Raw genomic sequence first — 18657 nt, forward strand, 5'->3', positions numbered from 1 at the left:
ACGGAACCAATGCTCCCAACTGCTCTGATTCACCCTACGGCGGTCATCCATCCGAGGGCCCAAGTTCATCCCAGTGTTAAAGTGGGCCCCTACGCCGTGATTGGGGAAAAAGTTAGCGTTGGCAAGGACAGTGAAATTGGTTCCCACGTAGTGCTCGATGGTCACACCGAGATTGGTAAACGCAATCGCATCTTTACTGGGGCCGCGATTGGTCTAGAACCACAAGACCTAAAATACGATGGGTCCGAAAGCTTGGTGTCCATCGGCGATGACAACAATCTTCGCGAATATGTCACAATCAATCGCCCCACAAGGTTTGGTGAGATTACCCGTTTAGGCCATGGCAATTTGTTGATGGCCTATGCCCATGTGGCCCACAACTGTGTGATTCAAGACAATGTGATTATCGCCAATTCTGTTGCCCTGGCCGGCCACGTCCATATCGAATCCAATGTCCGCATCAGTGGTCTAGTGGGGATTCATCAATTTGTACACATTGGCCGTCACGCCATGATAGGAGGCATGAGCCGGATTGAGCGGGATGCCCCCCCCTACATGATGATAGAGGGCAATCCATCCCGGGTGCGCGGGCTCAATCAGGTGGGTCTGAAACGCTCCGGCATCGGCGATTTAGAATCGGGGCGCGTATATACGGGGCTCAAGCAAGCCTATCGCCTGCTCTATCGGTCGGGGCTGACCTTTAGCGAGGCCCTCGACAAATTAGAGTCTGTTGCCAACAACGAGTACGTGCAACATCTCCATAGGTTTTTAGTGGCGTCTCAACAGCCGGGGCGGCGAGGGGTGATTCCAGGGCGACATGTCCCGTCGCGTCACTAAGGTCCCGCCAGTTCTAGCATCTGCTTCTACCATGCAGTCTACCGATATTAGTTGGTCCCGTCCTGTGCGGGTATTTATTCACACCGGGGAAGTCTCTGGCGATTTGCAGGGCAGTTTCTTAGTGGAAGGGCTCAAACGTCAGGCATCTGAGCGTGGCCTGGCGATTGAAATTAGTGCCATGGGGGGACAGCGCATGGCCGCCGCTGGAGCCACCCTAATTGGGGATACGGTGCCCGTTAGCTCCATTGGCCTGTTTGAAGCATTGCCCCATGCGGCGGCGGCCCTCAAACTACAGCGCAGGGCTAAACAACATTTGACGGAAACCCCACCAGATGTGGTGGTGCTCATTGACTACATGGGTCCCAATGTGGGCATCGGCAAATTTATCCGTCGTCACTATCCCACCACCCCCATTGCCTATTTTATTGCTCCCCAGCTCTGGGTATGGGCCATGATGCCCGGTGATACGGACAAGATTTTGTCCATTGCCGATCGGGTTTTAGCAATTTTTCCAGGGGAAGCAAAATACTACAGAGACAGGGGGGGCCAGGTGACCTGGGTGGGGCATCCCCTGCTGGATAAGTTTGCGGACTATTCTCCAGTCGAAGCGAAACGCGACGCGCGCCAACAGTTAGCCATTGCGGCTGACGCAACGGTGATCACGCTGCTGCCTGCGTCTCGGCCCCAGGAGCTCACCTATGTAGTACCGATCATATTCACGGCAGCCCAACAGCTACAGGCCCAACTGCCGCAACTACAGTTCCTGGTGCCCCTGGCTAGGGATACGTTTCGTGAACCCCTGGAACAGGCGATGCAAGCCTACGGTCTAAAGGGACAGGTGGTCGCACAAGAGGATCAACTTCTGGCGATCGCAGCTGCGGATTTAGCCATTACCAAGTCGGGCACTGCCAATCTAGAAATTGCCCTGATGGATGTGCCCCAGGTGGTGATGTACCGCTTAAATCGGATTACGGCTTGGGTCGCAGAATTCCTACTCAAGTTCTCGGCTGACTATGTTTCACCTGTGAATTTGGTCAACATGGAGTCGATTGTGCCGGAGTTTGTACAGTGGGACGCAACTCCGGACGCCATCAGCCAAGTGGCGCTAAATCTGTTGAACGATCCGGATCAGCGGCAGAAAATGCTGGAGGGCTACAAAACAATGCGACAGCAGTTAGGCACCGTAGGTGTTTGCGATCGCACTGCAAATGAAATTCTAGATTTAGCCATCAGTAAGGCAAATAACCTTACCGAATATAGTGCCTGATTTAGGACCCGAGCAGGGTAACATGCGTCTGAGGAAGCGTAGGGGAGAAAACGCGTGAACATTACCGAATTATTTGTGAGAGGCGGCGTGGCCATGTGGCCCCTGCTAGTCCTTTCAGTGATTGCTCTCGGCACCATTATGGAACGCATCTGGTTCTGGTCTCGCATCATTACCCGTGAGCGAGAAGTTGCCGGTCGAGTATTAGAAGCCGCGCGGCGCGAATGGACCGCCGCCACAGAGATTGCCCAGCGGGCTCACCGACTACCCATGGGTCGTTTTCTCTATGCCGCCCTCAAGCTAAAAGATCAAGAGCCCGAAGTCTTTCGCTTAGCCCTAGAAACCGCCGCCAACGAAGAACTCGCCGCCATGCGTCGCGGTGACAAAGTCCTCGAACTGGTGATTGCCGTTTCTCCGATGTTGGGCCTACTGGGCACTGTCCTGGGTCTCATGAGCTCCCTTGGTTCATTAGACCTGAATGATTTAGCCATTGGTAGTGCCACCAGCGGTGCCGCTGCCGGTATTGGTCAGTCCCTTCTCACCACTGCCACCGGATTAATCATCGCCATTGTCAGTCTGATGTTTTATCGACTGTTCCAAGGCTTAGTCTTTGGTCAGGCAAAAGTCTTTCGCCAGTCAGGTAGTGAGTTAGAGCTGCTTTACCGTCAGGCTTGGTCCTTAAGCAACGGTAAACCGAGCGAACTGGGTATGTCGGTCAACTAGGATCTAAGCAATATGAAACTCGATATAGATGAAAGACAAAGCGACGGTATTGTCATTGAACTACTCCCCCTAGTTGACGTCGTTTTTTGCATTCTCACCTTCTTTATTTTGGCCGCCGTCGGTAGCCGCCAGCAAGCCATTAGCCTGGACTTACCCAATGCCAGCACCGGAGCCGCCCTACCCCCAGCCGCTCTCACCACCGGTCGCGATCGCCTTTATGTCAGCGTGGATCCCATCGGCCGCATCTATCTAGACCAGGACCCGATTCTGGAACAGAATTTGCTGGGATTGGTGGATGATTTCTACAAAGGTAATGCCCAGGGGATCGTGGTGCTCTACGCCGCCAAAGATGCACGCTACGACGATGTAGTGCGAGTGCTCGATATTTTGCGCAAAGTCGGTGGCAACCGGGTGGCACTAGCAACCCTACCGGCGGGTAGTCAAACCCCTGGCGCTGCCAGCGATAGTACCAACCCTGGAGATATTCCGGCCGAGATTCAAGACCTAATCAATGGGTCCGGGTCCGGGTCTCCCTTGCCAGGGTCCATATCCCCCCTAAATCCGTCCACGACTACGCCAATTCCCACCACCCCCGGCAGTTCCCTATCGCCGGGCAGCACCACACTGCCAACAAGCCCATCTGGCTTACCTAGCTTGCCAACAGACAGTGGGTCTCAAAACAACTAAACGATCAATTTCAACGAACTAAACCCATTAAGCCTGGAAAATCCATTAATCAATCAAGACGCACCGCTGATAACTGGGACCTACTATCAGGTTGAATTTGAGCCCTCGGAGCAAGTAAGAGCATTGCGAGCAGGCCTAGGCAACCGCGGCTTTACGAATGTTCGTATCACTAGCTATTTTAGTGGGCTCTATGTATCTCACTAGAGTCATAGATTCAGCTCTTTTCGAAGAAGCAAAAAGCAGGGTGCTTTGTGATCACACCCTGCTTTTTTTAAAGCCAAGAATGGCAAGTTTTTAGCCCTTAGCCATGGCCAGGTCCCATGCCAATGGCACCGGCATAAACCGCCTGGGCACCGAGCTCATCTTCAATGCGCAGCAGGCGATTGTACTTGGCCACCCGCTCACTACGGCACAGGGAGCCGGTCTTAATCTGCCCGGCCCGTGTCGCCACCGCCAAATCGGCGATGGTAGTGTCCTCCGTCTCACCAGAACGGTGACTAATCACGGAGGTGAGCTTATTGCGGGTGGCCAGGTCAATGGCTTCCAAGGTTTCTGTTAGGGAGCCAATCTGGTTGAGCTTGATCAAAATGGAATTACCTGCGCCTTGGTCAATCCCTTTTTGTAACCGCACAGGGTTCGTGACAAATAGGTCGTCGCCCACGAGTTGGGTGCGATCTCCAATCTTGTCAGTCAGCGCCTTCCAACTATCCCAATCTTCCTCATGGAGACCATCTTCAATGGACACAATGGGATACTGGCTGGCCAGCTTAGCTAGATAGTCAATGGTTTCCGCCGGGGAATGGGCCTTGCCATCAAAGATATACTGACCATCCTTATAAAATTCACTGGCCGCCACATCTAAGGCTAGGGAGATTTGTTCACCAGGCTTGTAGCCAGCCGACTCAATGGCTGCGATCAAAATTTCCAAGGCTTCCTGGTTAGACCCCAAGTTAGGGGCAAAACCACCTTCATCCCCAACGCCGCCGAGCAAACCTTTTTCATCCAATACTTTGCTCAGGCTAGCAAAGACCTCAGCCCCCCAGCGCAGCGCTTCTCGAAAGCTGCCGGCACCACTGGGCACAATCATAAATTCCTGAATATCCACATTGTTATTGGCATGGGCACCACCGTTAATAACATTCATTAGGGGCACCGGTAGCACATTGGCCAAGGGCCCACCAAGATAACGATAGAGCGGTAACCCCAGGGCCTGGGACGCCGCCTTAGCATTGGCCAAGGAAACGGCCAGAATCGCATTCGCCCCCAAGTTCGCCTTATTCTCCGAACCATCTAGGGCAATCATGGTGCGATCGATCACCATCTGATCTAGGGCATCTAAGCCCATCAGTTCCCGGGCGATTTTTTCATGCACATTGTCAACCGCCTTGAGCACACCTTTGCCACCGTAGCGAGCATCACCGTCACGCAGTTCATGGGCCTCAAAGGTACCGGTCGATGCCCCACTGGGAACTTGGGCTAGGCCCACAGCACCCACAGATAAATACACCTCGGCTTCAATAGTAGGGCGACCCCGAGAGTCCAAAATTTCGCGGGCACGAATTTCTTCGATTGTGGTTTCGAGTAGGTCAATCATTAATCGGTATTTCCTTGTGGATTAACTGTGAATGAACAGGCAGTAGGACTCACTGGTCATGGTGCCAATCGCCCGGGTAAACCCAACGCCATTGCACGATAAACCAGCATACGGTGCTATCCTGCATCAACGATAGGGTTACCTAGCAAAATGTAAGTAAAAGCACATCAACCTACCTACAAATTTTCCAACGCTGCTGATCCTCGGTACGATTCTAGGGGTCACATTCAAATAAACGCTCCACTTTATAGATCCCTTTATCTCCTGAAGCCACAAAGGCAATTTTTTAGGAGATCACCAGGGACCGAAAAGCAGCGTTAGGATTAATTCAAACTGAACCAAAGGAGCAAACTGCGATGCGTTTATTGCACACAATGTTGCGAGTGGGCAATTTGGAAAAATCACTTCAGTTCTATTGCGATGTATTGGGGATGACTCTCCTACGCCAAAAAGATTACCCCGGTGGCAAATTTACCCTAGCCTTTGTGGGGTATGGCGATGAAAGCGACCACACTGTTCTAGAACTGACCCACAATTGGGGGGTGGAGTCCTACGATTTGGGTGAAGGGTATGGGCACATTGCCCTCGGCGTAGACGATATTTACAAAACCTGCGAAGACATCAAATCACGGGGTGGCCAAGTCATTCGGGAGCCTGGTCCAATGAAACACGGCACCACAGTCATTGCCTTTGTTGGCGATCCCGATGGCTACAAGGTTGAATTGATTCAATTGAAAGATAAACCGGTAGCCCCACCCCAGGAGTCGGTGGCAACGGCGTAGCTTGGAATTAGGAGTTCGGAATTAGGACTTTAACTAGCGTCCGACTTCTGACTTCCGATTGCCGATTTCTGACTTCAAAACACGAGCCCCGCGAGGGCACGCCCCCAATTGATATACTGGTTAATCGTTTCCCTGCCAGAACTACTCAAACCCCATGCAGCCATCCAACCCCGACAAATTTACCGCCAAAGCATGGGATGCCATTGTTCAGGCCCAAGATGTGGCTCGACGTTTTCGTCAGCAATATCTTGAGGTTGAACATGTGATGGTGGCGCTGCTGGAGCAACAGGGATTAGCGGATACCATTTTAAATAAAACCAGCCTGAAGCCCGAACTGCTATTACAGGAGCTGGAAACCTTTGCCCAGCGACAGCCACGGGGGCGGGCCTCCGCCGATAGCAGCCTATATCTGGGTCAAAGTCTAGATCGCATGTTGGATCAGGTGGAAGCGGCTCGGCAACTGCTCCAGGATGACATTATTTCTGTGGAGCACATGCTGCTGGGGTTTGCGGAAGATGAACGCATTGGCAGACGCATCCTCAAGGGCTTTGAGCTAGATGTGTCCCATGTGCGGACAGCCATTAACCAGGTGCGCGGCAAGCAAAAGGCCACAGGACAAAACCCGGAAGATGCCTACGAAGCCTTAGAAAAGTATGGCCGTGACCTAACCGAGGAAGCTAAGCACGGCAAGCTAGACCCGGTGATTGGCCGCGATGAAGAAATTCGTCGGGTAATCCAGGTGGTATCGCGACGCACTAAAAACAATCCGGTACTGATTGGTGAACCGGGGGTGGGGAAAACTGCGATCGCAGAGGGACTGGCCCAGCGCATCGTCAATGGCGATGTGCCCGAATCGTTAAAAGATCGCCAGTTAATTTCCTTAGACATTGGTAGCCTGATTGCCGGCGCCAAGTATCGAGGAGAATTTGAGGAGCGGCTGCGCTCGGTACTCAAAGAAGTGGCCGAGTCCGATGGCCAGGTGGTGCTGTTCATTGACGAACTGCACACGGTCGTAGGTGCCGGAGGCGGCAACAGCAATGTGGATGCGGGCAACCTGCTAAAACCGATTTTAGCCAGGGGCGAACTGCGGTGTATCGGTGCCACCACCGTGGATGAATATCGCAAACACATCGAAAAAGATGCGGCCCTAGAACGACGGTTCCAACAGGTCTATATCGGTCAGCCCAGTGTGGAAAATGCCATTTCCATTTTGCGGGGTCTCAAGGAACGCTACGAGGCCCACCACGGGGTCAAAATTGTCGATTCTGCCCTGGTGGCCGCTGCCTCCCTGTCAGACCGCTACATTAGCGATCGCTTTCTACCCGACAAGGCCATCGATCTGATTGATGAAGCCGCCGCCAAACTCAAAATGGAGATCACCTCCAAGCCGGTGGAGCTAGAAACCATCGACCGACGGCTGCGACAGCTAGAAATGGAAAAACTCTCCCTACAGGGAGAAGAGTCCACCTCTCGCACCTCAAAACAGCGCCTCAGTCGAATTAAAAAAGAAATTGAAAAACTCTCGGTAAAACAGCAGCGACTAACCGCCCAATGGCAATCAGAGAAACAGGCACTCGATGCCATTACCGCCCTCAAGCAAGAAGAAGATCAGCTCCGGGTCCAAGTGGAACAAGCAGAACGGGCCTATGACCTCAACCGAGCTGCCCAGATTAAATATGGACGGTTAGAAGCCGTACAACAAGAATTAGAGATTTTAGACGGCCAGCTGCAAGAGATGCAGAACAAGGGCTCTACCCTGTTGCGCGAACAGGTAAGCGAAGCCGACATTGCCGAGATTGTTGCCAACTGGACCGGCATTCCAGTGAATCGATTAATGGAAACCGAGCGGCAAAAGTTGTTGCAACTAGAGGGCTATTTGCACCAGCGGGTGGTCGGCCAAAGCGAAGCCGTGACTGCCGTATCCGCAGCTATTCGTCGAGCCCGAGCTGGCATGAAAGATCCCGGCAGGCCCATCGGTTCGTTTTTGTTTATGGGACCAACCGGGGTGGGTAAAACTGAACTCGCCCGTGCCCTAGCCGACTGTCTGTTCGACACAGAAGAAGCCCTAGTGCGGATGGACATGTCAGAGTACATGGAAAAACATTCCGTTGCCCGTTTGATTGGTGCCCCCCCTGGATATGTGGGCTACGAAGAAGGGGGGCAGCTATCAGAGGCCGTGCGTCGCCATCCCTATTCTGTCGTACTGCTGGATGAGGTGGAAAAAGCCCACCCAGATGTATTTAATATCTTGCTGCAGGTCTTGGACGACGGTCGCATCACCGACTCCCAAGGGCGAACGGTGGATTTCCGCAACACCGTCATTGTGATGACCAGCAACATCGGCAGCGATCATATTCTGGATGTGGCTGGTGATGAGTCCCAATTTAATGAGATGCAGGAACGGGTATTGGGCGCCCTGCGGGGACATTTTCGTCCAGAGTTTCTCAATCGAGTGGATGATTTGATTATCTTCCACCCCTTAACGAAGGATGAACTCCGCTCCATCGTCACGATTCAGCTGAAGCGGTTGTATAAGCTGCTGGCAGACCAAAAGATTACCCTACATGTGTCAGAATCTGCCATCGACTATGTGGCGGACAAGGGCTACGACCCGGTGTACGGGGCACGACCGTTAAAGCGGGCAATCCAACGAGAATTGGAAAACCCCATTGCGACCAAAATTTTAGAAAATACCTTTGTGGAAGGTAGCCAGGTAGTGATTGACTACATCGAAGATCGTCTCAAGTTTCAGGTCAAAGCAGCGGAAGCCATAGATGATAAGGCCGCATAGGCAGATTATTCATACCTCTACGGGCTTCACTCCTGACCTATTTGACTCTGATGACCGGCGAACGCGGGCTATCCCCGTCCATCACCACCGATGCCCAATGGTGGCGCTGCAGCAATCTCCGATAATGGGAAAAGTCAAATTCCATGGTTTTGTGCAATGGGATAAGTTGTCTGAAGTATGCCTTGGATAGCAAAGTCCCCTACCGTGTCCCAAGCCTAGGGGAAACACAGATATCCCCTTCTATTTTTGTACTTTGGCAAATAGAAGGGGATATGGGTGATGGTTAGGGTGTTAACCGATTAGAGTATTTTCTTCGTCTTTACGTTTCGTCTTTACTTGGAGAAGAAATTGTCTTTCTTGCGCACAAAGAGATCGGTGAAGAAGGAAATAACCGTACGTTTTTCGGTTTTGATATTGGCATTCAGCGACATACCAGACCTCAAGGTGTAAGTTTCACCACGAGATTCTAAAACCTGAGATTGTAACTGAATCTCAGCAGGGAACCGATAAAACGGAAAGATTTCATCGGGGGGGAGGGCATCGTCACCAATGCGCACTAGGTGCCCGTCAACGTCGCCATATTCGCTGTAGGTAAAGGCATCAATCCGCACATCCACCTGTTTGCAACTGTCTGCGATGCCAGCTTGATCATCAGCCCGTACCGCAGCCCGACAATCGTCATTTAGCTGCACAAAGCCAATGTCTTTGTTGGGAATAAAGACGCGGGCGATGAGATTTTCCTGGGGAACAATTTCTAAAATTGGCTCGGTGGAATTAGCCGCATAACCTGGCTGGTTAGCCTTCATATTAAATACGGCACCGCTTACGGGGGCCTTTAGCTCCCGAAACTGAAGCTGCTCTTCGAGTTGGGCAATACGACTATCAATTTCCAGGCCCTGGGTTTCGTTTTGCAAAACCGTTTGCCCCAAGTTACTGTCAATGGTCGAAATGCGCTCACGATTGTTACGCATCTGACTTTCACGCGCACTCTTAAATTCAGCCTCAGATCGAGCCATTTCCTGTTTGGCCTGGCTCATCTGCGCCTCAAGGCGACGACTTTCTTCCTCAAGGTTATCGATACGTGTCTTAGCGTCATCCAGGCGGGCAACGCGGGCACTAACTTCCTGGGCTTGTTGCAGTCGGCTAAGTTCAGCAACCGCCCCCTTAGACTCAAGCCATTCCAAGCGCTCAAGAATCTCTTCGTTGGTGCTCAAATCATTTTGGGCATTGGTCAAGTTAGCCCGAGCATTCTCTAAATCTAGACGGGCTTGCTCCAAACGTCCTTCCAAATCTTTGATTTGATTTTTGTTTTGGGCCTGTCGGGTCAAAAATTCTTGGCGGGGACTGCTGGCTTCAGCGGCTTCAGTATCTGAGAGACCGGCTGTATTGCCATCTATCTGCGCTTGATAGATGCGATTACTGGCCAGCAGTTCATTTTTTTCCCGTAGGCGCTGTTCTAAATCAATGGTGCCGGAGCCCCTGCCCCCGTTGCCCTGGGCGCGGTAAAACTCGCTTTGAGTATTGAGCTGGTTGCGAATATTTTTGAGAGACGCTAATTCAGTTCTGGCGGCTTCCTGGTTGAAGGTGATGAGCACATCCCCCTTTTCGACCAGGTCTCCTTCGCGGACGTGGATTTTTTCGATCACACCGCCGCTCGGGGTTTGTACGGGCTGTACTACACCAACCGGCTCCAATTTGCCTTGGGCTGGAATGGTTTCTTCGACCTGGGCCAGAAAGGCCCATAGGATACTGATACTGGTGACGCTAAGAATGGCCCACACAATGGCCCGGGACCACAGCGGTGACTGGCGAAGAATGACAGGCTGATCAAAGGAACTAGCCTGACCTGGCGCATTATTTGGGACACCACCGTTTTGTACTTGTTGAGATGTCATGGCTAACCGTTCCCTTGTTGCTGATATAGACAGTAGTAGCGACCCTTAAGCGCTAGCAGTTCTTCGTTGGTACCATCTTCAACGATAGACCCTTGGTCCATAACTAGGATATTGTCAGCCGAGCGGAGCGCACCTAGTCGGTGGGTAATGAAGAAGACGGTGCGGCCCTTAGCCCACTTTTTCAGGTTGATGGATACCTGGGCTTCGGTGTCGTAGTCGAGGGCACTGGTGGCCTCGTCCAAGATTAGTAGACGGGGATTTTGAATAATTGTGCGGGCGATCGCAATCCTTTGACGCTGTCCCCCCGATAGGGATGACCCCCGCTCGCCAACGCGAGTGTTGTAGCCCACCGGCATCTCCATAATAAAGTCATGACAGCAGGCAATCTTGGCCGCCTGAATCACTTCTTCCGTCGTCGCTTCGGGGTTAGTCAAGGAAATATTTTCCTGAATTGACCCTTCAAACAGCAGACTATCCTGGGGCACAATACCCACCTGACGGCGCAACGAATATAGCTCTACCTTGTTGATATCGTAATTGTCAATCAAGATGCGGCCAGAGTTGGGCTCATACAGTCTGGGCAGCAGTTTCATCATGGTACTCTTACCCGAACCACTCAGACCCACGAGGCCGATGAACTGCCCTGGCTGAAATTCAGCGTTGATATTCGACAGCTGCAATGGCCCGGACGCGCCGAATCGGAAGGACAGGTTTTCATAGCGCACATGGCCTTTGATATCCGGCATGGGAATCTGGCTACGCTGCTCTTCTTCTTGCTCCTGGGGATGGTCGATGATGTCGCTCAGACGCTCTAGGGATAGGGCGGTTTCCTGGAAGTTTTGCCACAGCTGAGTCAGGCGCAGCAGGGGCTGGGTCACATAGCCAGCAATAATCCGGAAGGCGATTAATTCACCCAGGGTCAGTTCCCCGGCTAATACCAAGTAGGCACCAAACCAAAGCACCAGTAACCCCGATAGCTTATTGAGGAAGTTACTAGCAGAACTAGCGGTGGTAGAGGTGAGTACCGTCTTAAAGCCATCGCTAACGTAGCGACTGTAGCGGTCCTGCCATTTCCAGCGGGTGTTCAGCTCAATATTTTGGGCTTTAACGGTCTGAATACCCGATAGGGCTTCCACCAGGAATGACTGGGTTTTCGCATTTTGCTCCGCTTTGGCCCGCAGCTGGCGACGGACAATGGGCGAGACGAAAAACGTTAGTCCCAAAAACAGAGGAATCGTCGACAGGGATACCGCCGTTAGCTTGACGCTATAGATCAGCATCACAATGATGTAGACCACTGAAAAGACTGCGTCTAACACCACCGTCAACGCGGTACCGGTTAAAAACTGACGAATATTCTCCAGCTCGTTCACTCGGCTAGACAGTTCACCCACCGGTCGCCGGTCGAAGTATTTCAGCGGTAACCGCAGCAGGTGGTCAATGGTTTGGGAGGCCAGGGCCATGTCGATCCGATTCGTGGTATCGACAAATAGATAGGTACGCAAACTGCCCAGAATGGCCTCAAAGATGGCCACAATCACGAGGAAAATGCCCAGCACATGGAGCGTATCCACACTCTGCTGCACAATTACCCGGTCGATGATCACCTGAATCATCAACGGATTGGCCAAGCTAAAGATTTGGTAGAAGAACGAGGCAACCAAGACCTCGACTAAAATCCATTTATATTTCTGGAGGGATGGCACAAACCACGACAGACCAAACCGTTGCTGGGGTGTTTGGTTGGTCGTTTCCAGCAATAGGACTTCGCCTTCGTCCCCCCAGATTTCGGCAAAGGCCTGGGGCGAATGACGCACCAGCTCTTTGTCTTGGGGACTACCAATGACGTACTGTTTAGGGCTGGTTTCGTACAACAGGGCGTAACTATCCCGCCATTTAATCAGAGCCACTTTGGGTAACCGACCAATGGCGCTAGCCGGCACCTTGGCTAGCTGAGGCTTCAGCCCAAGCATATCGGCCACGGCCCCACAGGATGGCAAAGAGACCTGCCCCAGGCGTTCCCTCTGATTTTTCAGAACTTTACGCACCACATCTCGCTTGAAGGGCATGCCAAAATGCTTGGCCAGCATTTCGAAACAGGCCACCAAGGAGTCTAGATCTCCCCGGGCACGAATGTGGGGATAGGGCTGGTTGCTAGGTTCTGCCCCCGTATCTAAATCCATGCCCCGGGGAATATCTGGAGCAATGGGAATCTCGGGGACATCTTCCGGCTGTTTGGTATCGCCCCAGGGGTCGCCATCTAGCACTTGGGTGGCTTGTTTTTCCACCCGCTGCATCAGCGCCTGGGATGGAATCCCAACTAAACGCGCCCCTTCTTGCCCCAACACCTCGGTCGAAGCCATGGAAGGACTGAGCTGCGCCCCTTGTTCGTGAAAGGCTACGCGACCGCGACTGATAAACCACAGCTTTTGATTATCCAGGTCGCTGTACTTGAGCTGGCCCGTGGGCACTTCTTTGACAACCACGCCGGAGCCCAAAACTTCTTCGGTCAGCTCGGCGATGTTCCCCACATTGTGGGCCTGTTTTTCAAAGTAGCTACTGAGCAGCTCAAATAGCTCGGCTAGGTAGCATTGGCTCTGAACAGTGGCGGCAAATTGGGCATGGGCATTGATGAGCTGACTGATGGCCATAACCGGAATGGCCACTGCAACGATCTCGGTGGATGCGATCGCGCTTTCGCAGGGCACCCCTCGAGCGGGGCTCGCCAGTCCCAAAATATCGCCGGGGCCCAGCAGCTTTAGAGTAATAGGACTTTTAGTGTAGGGATCGTATCCCAATAAGCGAGCTTGGCCCTCGCGAATTAACACCACCTGGTGGGGCATCGTTTCACGCCGAAGGATCGGCTGTCCCATGCGATAGCGCAGCATTTGACTTTGTTCAGCCAATGTCTGCAGCACATCCGGCGGTAGATTTTGGAAGGGGGCTACATCCCGTAAATATTGATGTATAGGATTTAACGTATAAGTCATAAACTATGAGCGTGAACGGGTCACGCATAAACAGCTGATGTCTCAGGGCAAAAGGGGCTGCACAGCAGTAACCTGCGTTGTTTCTCGAAGCCATGTCGTAAACATTTCATCGATCAACCGCTGACGCATGGTCTCGTCAAACTGTGCCGGCACAAACTTTTCCAGCCGCGTAATCACGTACCATTCGCCAATGGGAGTGGGGGACCACAACTGCCCCGGCTGACTGACTGAAAGCATCCGTCCAATCATCGGGTGGGGAACACTTAACTCCACCGGGCCAATTAAGCCACCGGTTTGAGCTTCTTGGCCTTCGGAATAGTGGCGTGCCAGATCTGTAAAAGATTCTCCATCATCATTTAATCGGAAGTAAAGTTCCTGGGCCAAACTTGGGTCTTTAGTCCTAATCAGGGAGTAGAGCACTCGGTCCAGCTTAACCTTACGCTCCAAAAAATAGGATTCCACCTGGTTACCCCAAGTGTCTTCCTTAAACTTGGCAATTTTGGCCTGCCGCAGAGCAGTCATATACATTTGCTCTTGGGTGAACTTATTCTGCGTTTGCCATGCCTGTTGCTGCTCTTCGGTCACCAAATTGCGCTGGCGACAAAAGGTTTGATAGGCCTCTTCAGGATCACAGGCCACCGAATCAATGGCATTATCCAAAACGACTTCTTGCACCAACCGGGGCAAAAGCTGATGCTGTTGTAACTGATCCAGTAGCATCCGAATATCTAGCTCTGAATCGCCAATTTTTAAGACAGCTGCCATATCTCAAACCCTGATGGAATAAGCATTTAAAGGTATAAAAATAATATCTAGAATACAATTTGGGCAAATTTGGGCAACTAAAAACCTAATTAAGCCTGCCCTGGACTTACTTAGAAAAACCCATATTTCAACGAAAAGTTCATATGGTCTTTTTTCTATAACCCTTGAATAATCATACAGATTGATCTTCGAAACAGAGGCTCAATCCACCTGTTTTCCTTGATTGCCATACATTTTCTTACTTCTCTACATTTTCCTACACCTATCTCCTAACTTTTCCCTATGGTCATCGCCAACCGACGGAGCCAGCCTGTCGTCTTAAAACTGCACATACGCCAACCTCCCAGGGGCAATTCCCACCATGCAATGAACATGGCGACCAAAGTTAACTAATTCTTCACAAACTAGGTTGAGAGTCCGGTTGTTTTTCCGTACATCTGAACCCAGGCCTAGAAACGCTCACTGTGATGCGGCCTTGAAGTTTCTATGGCCGAAATTAATCTAACGTTTACAAAATATTGCCCTGCAGGTTGTTTCTCCGTACATCTGAATCCAGGCCTAGAAACGCTCACTGTGATGCGGCTTTGAAGTTTCTATGGCCGAAATTAATCTAACGTTTACAAAATATTGCCCTGCAGGTTGTTTTTCCGTACATCTGAACCCAGGCCTAGAAACGCTCACTATGATGCGGCTTTGAAGTTTCTATGGCCGAAATTAATCTAACGTTTACAAAATATTGCCCTGCAATCTGAATCCGCCAAGCAAGGAATAAACCTGCTGCATAAATAAGGCTGACCGACAGTGAATTTTTATAACGGCACTGGGAATACTCTGAAAAAATGTGCGCTATTACAGGCCCTCGATTGTTCATTAGAACTGGTCATACCTGGGGGCAGGCTACCCCTCTTTTCAGAGTTATCTAGATTTAGTTGTACTTAATCGGGTTTTAACCAGCCTTTCATCTAATTAGGACGAATCAGTCCTTAAATAATGTTATGCAAAAGTCTTCAAGTAGCGTTCCTCTGATTATTACTCTGGTCGGGTTAGGGCTCATTGCTAGCGTTTTTGGATTTATCACATTCTTAGCAAGCGGTGGGTCAGAACCAGCCTTACAATCCAATAAAAATTCGAGTTCAACGCAAGATAATAGCCGCAATAACAGTGCGGTCAACGCACCAGCAGATGCGCCAAAAGACAACGGCAACGCCATAGCGGCCGTGCAAGAGGTGCCTAAGGGCCTGTTCAACTATGGTGGGAGCACCACCTGGGTACCGATACATGAGCCAGCGAATGCAGTGATTGCTGCTGCATTTCCGGACTTTCAACTGCGATATACCTTGCCCACTAGCGATCCCCCGGGTTCGGGGACCGGCATTAAGATGCTGTTGGATGGTCAGCTGTCGTTTTCAGAATCCTCCCGGCCCCTCAAGGGCAATGAATATGATGCGGCCCAACAGCGAGGTTTCGCATTGGAACAAATACCAGCGGCCATTGATGGCATTGCCCTGGCCGTAAACCCAGAGCTGGGAATGGACGGTTTGAGTATTGAGCAAATCCAGGCAATTTACAGAGGCGAAATTGGCAACTGGTCGGAGCTGGGAGGCCCTGATATACCGCTGACGGCCTATAGCCGGACGGCGGCGGCGGCGGGTACATCTGAATATTTTCTAGAATCCATTGTGGATGCGGAGGCCTTTGGAGAAAACGTAGTCTTTGTGGGCGATACGACGACCGGCGTCAAGGAAGTCGCCAATGATCCAGGGGGCATTTACTACGCTTCGGCCCCTGAAATTGTGAACCAATGTGCCATCTATGCCATTCCTGTTTCTAGTCGAGAACAGCCCGAAAACTTTGTAAATCCTTTCGACAATATTTGGAGAACAGGGCAAAACTGCTTTAATCAAAAGAATACTGTTAATAAAGAAGGATTTCGGTCTGGGGACTATGCCCTAACTCGACGCCTATTTGTGATTGTCAAAGCCGATGGAGCCATTGACGAAACCGCTGGACGAGCCTATGCCGATATTTTGCTTTCTCCTGAGGGACAAGCCGTCATAGAAGACACGGGGTTTGTGGGTATCCGTTAGGGCTGTTCCGGCTTACACTTTTAGCCATGGAGAGAACGTGATATAGGCTAACGGATGCAGCGGATTACCATTGACCCAGATCAACTGGGATCATCAGACACCCTACAACTAACCCGCGAACAAACCCATTATTTGCAGCGGGTGTTACGCCTCAAGTCGGGGGATCTGTTTATTGCCCAGGATGGGGCAGGCCATCAATGGCGCAGCCAGCTGATGGAGGTATCGGGGCAAGCCAAAATTCTCTCTGACCTGGCCCCAAAGCCACCACCTGCAAGTCTGGAGCTGGTGGCGGCCCTGCCCAAGGCTGGGTTTGATGATGTTGTTCGTCAAGCAACAGAGCTGGGGGTGACGGCAATCTATCCTATTCTCAGCACCCGTACCCTACTCAAGCCGAGCCCTAAAAAAATAATGCGTTGGCAGCGCATTGCCCAGGAGGCATCTGAGCAATGCGAACGGGGCCATGTGCCTCAAATTTTTGCCCCTGAAAGTTTTGAACATTGGATTAACAATGTTCCTAACAATTCGGGGAACTTTTTTTGCGTTGCTCGCGTCAATGCACCTACATTGTTAACACGTGTACAATCGCTTCTGGTCGATTCGCCTCAGCAATCGCTTCGCGTTGTGGTTGGTCCAGAAGGGGGCTGGACAAATAGGGAAATTACGGTTGCGATCGCTCATGGCTATCAGCAGACCTCACTTGGGTCAGGAATATTACGTGCAACAACAGCTTCATTAACAGCTTTGGCGATTGTCTCATCAGCCAGAGAACAGTTGATTTAAGTCCACTTCGCGTGTTTGTTCGGATGGCCAGAAAAATCAGCTTTAATTACATTAAAGGAATTATAAAGGTGCGTTTGACTTTACTAGCCTTTTAATGTAGCTCAAGGGTTTAGCATTTATTAATCGATTACTATGCACGATTCCAGCTAAAACTAATACACACCTTCAAGACTGAAATCTGAACTTAACGCAAGCAGAGAAAAATTGTTAACGCATCTGCTAAATAAAGATTTTTATAAAAATGCAATTGATGTTAACAAATCTCGCGTATTTGTTCGGATGGCCAGCTGATTTAACTTTAGTTAATTTAAAAAAAGTTCAAATCACATGGGTTAGTATGTTTCATCCTACCTATGTGCCTTGGATATGGGGTTTAGTGTTTCATTAATCTATCATCATGCAAAGTTCAGCCAATAAAGATCACGTATTTTCAGGGTTTCACGCATTATCTGAACCAATTCGCATTCAAGTTTTAGAGCTTTTGCGCGAAGGAGAGTTTTGTGTAGGCGACATGTGTGAGCGCCTTAGCATTGCTCAGTCAAAACTGTCTTTCCACCTAAAAACACTTAAGCAAGCCGGTCTTGTCACAGCGCGACAGCAAGGACGCTGGATGTACTATAGTATTAATCCCGATCAGCTTAATGTATTGGAAACCTATCTTTCCAGCTATTAGCTGCCTAAACCGAGTGCTGCTGACGACAACAAACAAAAGCAGTAATCGTCGTTTTGGTAACGAATAGCTCAGTTTGAATATCTCAAAAAACACGGTGTACTGTTTTGTTTTAGACAGTACACCGTGTTTTTTAAGGTCTGGCTTCCACTAAATTCGACGTTTTTAAGGGTTAAACCACCGTGGAGAGTCTGTTCTTGGCAAATATTGTTATCTTTGCCATGGTTAATCCCCTAGGGGGCTTGAATTTGCCGGTGAACACGGTCCAATAGAACATCAACCTGGGAGATATCTGCCCTGGTGAAACTATGGGCCGCCATGCGATCATAAATAAAGGCGGCATCAACGGGTTCGGCTTCGATGGCTTGCAGGACCATGGCCACGGTTTCTGGGGTAACGGGCAGGGGGGTAGCCGTTTGGGCATAGTAGGCATCGGCAACTTTGGCAACGGCAACTGCGATCGCACGCTGACGGGGCGTATAGTCAGCCCACAGAGAAGACTTGACAATGCCGGGGGAGGCCTGAACCGACCCCGGCTGGCTCAACACCGTAGGACTGGCCTCCGCTGGGGCCAGACACCCCATCACCACCACTATGCCTAAAAGAATATGTTTCATGCCGTTGTAGCTCATTTGCAGCGATAGCCATAGCTTAAGCGAGGCACCTTTCCAAAGGGATGCCCCTTAGTGTCTTGTGTCAGACACAAAAATGCCATGGCAAAATCAACGGCCCCCTAGCCCACTCAAAACGAACCGTGGCGCAAAACGCTAACAGTCTTGACCCATGACCAAG

General features: G+C 51.0%; 14 protein-coding genes. 9 read left to right on the plus strand and 5 right to left on the minus strand.

Annotation, left to right across the window (positions count from 1 at the left end):
* Positions 1–9: 9 nt before the first annotated feature.
* From lpxA to IXB28_RS10490, 4 genes are read left to right on the plus strand one after another with little or no spacing between them, the layout of a single operon-like run.
* Positions 10–837: an acyl-ACP--UDP-N-acetylglucosamine O-acyltransferase gene (lpxA, locus tag IXB28_RS10475; RefSeq protein WP_215618528.1), complete on the plus strand. Its 828-nt coding sequence runs from the start codon at positions 10–12 to the stop codon at positions 835–837.
* A 31-nt stretch (positions 838–868) separates the two neighbouring features.
* Positions 869–2104, plus strand: a complete 1236-nt coding sequence (gene lpxB, locus IXB28_RS10480; RefSeq protein WP_215618529.1) for a lipid-A-disaccharide synthase — start codon at positions 869–871, stop codon at positions 2102–2104.
* Between the two features lie 54 nt (positions 2105–2158).
* Positions 2159–2824, plus strand: coding sequence for a MotA/TolQ/ExbB proton channel family protein (locus IXB28_RS10485; protein ID WP_215618530.1), 666 nt, complete (start codon positions 2159–2161; stop codon positions 2822–2824).
* Positions 2825–2836: 12 nt separating this feature from the next.
* Positions 2837–3511, plus strand: a complete 675-nt coding sequence (locus IXB28_RS10490) for an ExbD/TolR family protein (protein WP_215618531.1) — start codon at positions 2837–2839, stop codon at positions 3509–3511.
* A gap of 301 nt (positions 3512–3812) precedes the next feature.
* Here IXB28_RS10490 and eno read toward each other — a convergent pair whose 3' ends face one another.
* Entirely contained in the window at positions 3813–5105 is a 1293-nt protein-coding gene (gene eno / locus IXB28_RS10495; RefSeq protein ID WP_215618532.1) for a phosphopyruvate hydratase, read from the minus strand.
* 356 nt (positions 5106–5461) lie between these two features.
* Between eno and gloA the strand changes: the two genes are divergently transcribed.
* A complete protein-coding gene (gene gloA, locus IXB28_RS10500) occupies positions 5462–5887 on the plus strand; it encodes a lactoylglutathione lyase (protein ID WP_215618533.1) in 426 nt (141 codons plus the stop codon).
* Positions 5888–6041: 154 nt separating this feature from the next.
* Complete coding sequence (gene clpB / locus IXB28_RS10505; protein WP_215618534.1) at positions 6042–8678, plus strand: ATP-dependent chaperone ClpB; 2637 nt, start codon at positions 6042–6044, stop codon at positions 8676–8678.
* 332 nt (positions 8679–9010) lie between these two features.
* Here the strand turns inward: clpB and IXB28_RS10510 are convergent, their stop codons facing one another.
* The 3 genes from IXB28_RS10510 to IXB28_RS10520 are packed head-to-tail and all read right to left on the minus strand — an operon-like array spanning position 9011 to position 14328.
* The gene (locus tag IXB28_RS10510) at positions 9011–10573 is read right to left on the minus strand and encodes an HlyD family efflux transporter periplasmic adaptor subunit (protein ID WP_215618535.1); all 1563 of its coding nucleotides are present in this window, start codon (positions 10571–10573) and stop codon (positions 9011–9013) included.
* Between the two features lie 2 nt (positions 10574–10575).
* Positions 10576–13563, minus strand: a complete 2988-nt coding sequence (locus tag IXB28_RS10515; protein ID WP_215618536.1) for a peptidase domain-containing ABC transporter — start codon at positions 13561–13563, stop codon at positions 10576–10578.
* 42 nt (positions 13564–13605) lie between these two features.
* Entirely contained in the window at positions 13606–14328 is a 723-nt protein-coding gene (locus IXB28_RS10520; protein ID WP_215618537.1) for a peptidylprolyl isomerase, read from the minus strand.
* 995 nt (positions 14329–15323) lie between these two features.
* Between IXB28_RS10520 and IXB28_RS10525 the strand changes: the two genes are divergently transcribed.
* The 3 genes from IXB28_RS10525 (at position 15324) to IXB28_RS10535 (ending at position 17868) form a co-directional block, all read left to right on the plus strand.
* Positions 15324–16415 (plus strand): PstS family phosphate ABC transporter substrate-binding protein, encoded by a 1092-nt coding sequence (locus IXB28_RS10525; RefSeq protein WP_215618538.1) that lies wholly within the window; start codon positions 15324–15326, stop codon positions 16413–16415.
* 54 nt (positions 16416–16469) lie between these two features.
* On the plus strand, positions 16470–17195 hold the full coding sequence (locus IXB28_RS10530) for a 16S rRNA (uracil(1498)-N(3))-methyltransferase (RefSeq protein WP_215618539.1): 726 nt from the start codon (positions 16470–16472) through the stop codon (positions 17193–17195).
* Positions 17196–17592: 397 nt separating this feature from the next.
* Entirely contained in the window at positions 17593–17868 is a 276-nt protein-coding gene (locus IXB28_RS10535; protein ID WP_215618540.1) for an ArsR/SmtB family transcription factor, read from the plus strand.
* Positions 17869–18098: 230 nt separating this feature from the next.
* Here IXB28_RS10535 and IXB28_RS10540 read toward each other — a convergent pair whose 3' ends face one another.
* A complete protein-coding gene (locus tag IXB28_RS10540) occupies positions 18099–18482 on the minus strand; it encodes a hypothetical protein (protein WP_215618541.1) in 384 nt (127 codons plus the stop codon).
* Between the last annotated feature and the right edge of the window lie 175 nt (positions 18483–18657).

The organism is Leptothoe kymatousa TAU-MAC 1615 (assembly GCF_018739865.1).
GTDB lineage: Bacteria > Cyanobacteriota > Cyanobacteriia > Phormidesmidales > Phormidesmidaceae > Leptothoe > Leptothoe kymatousa.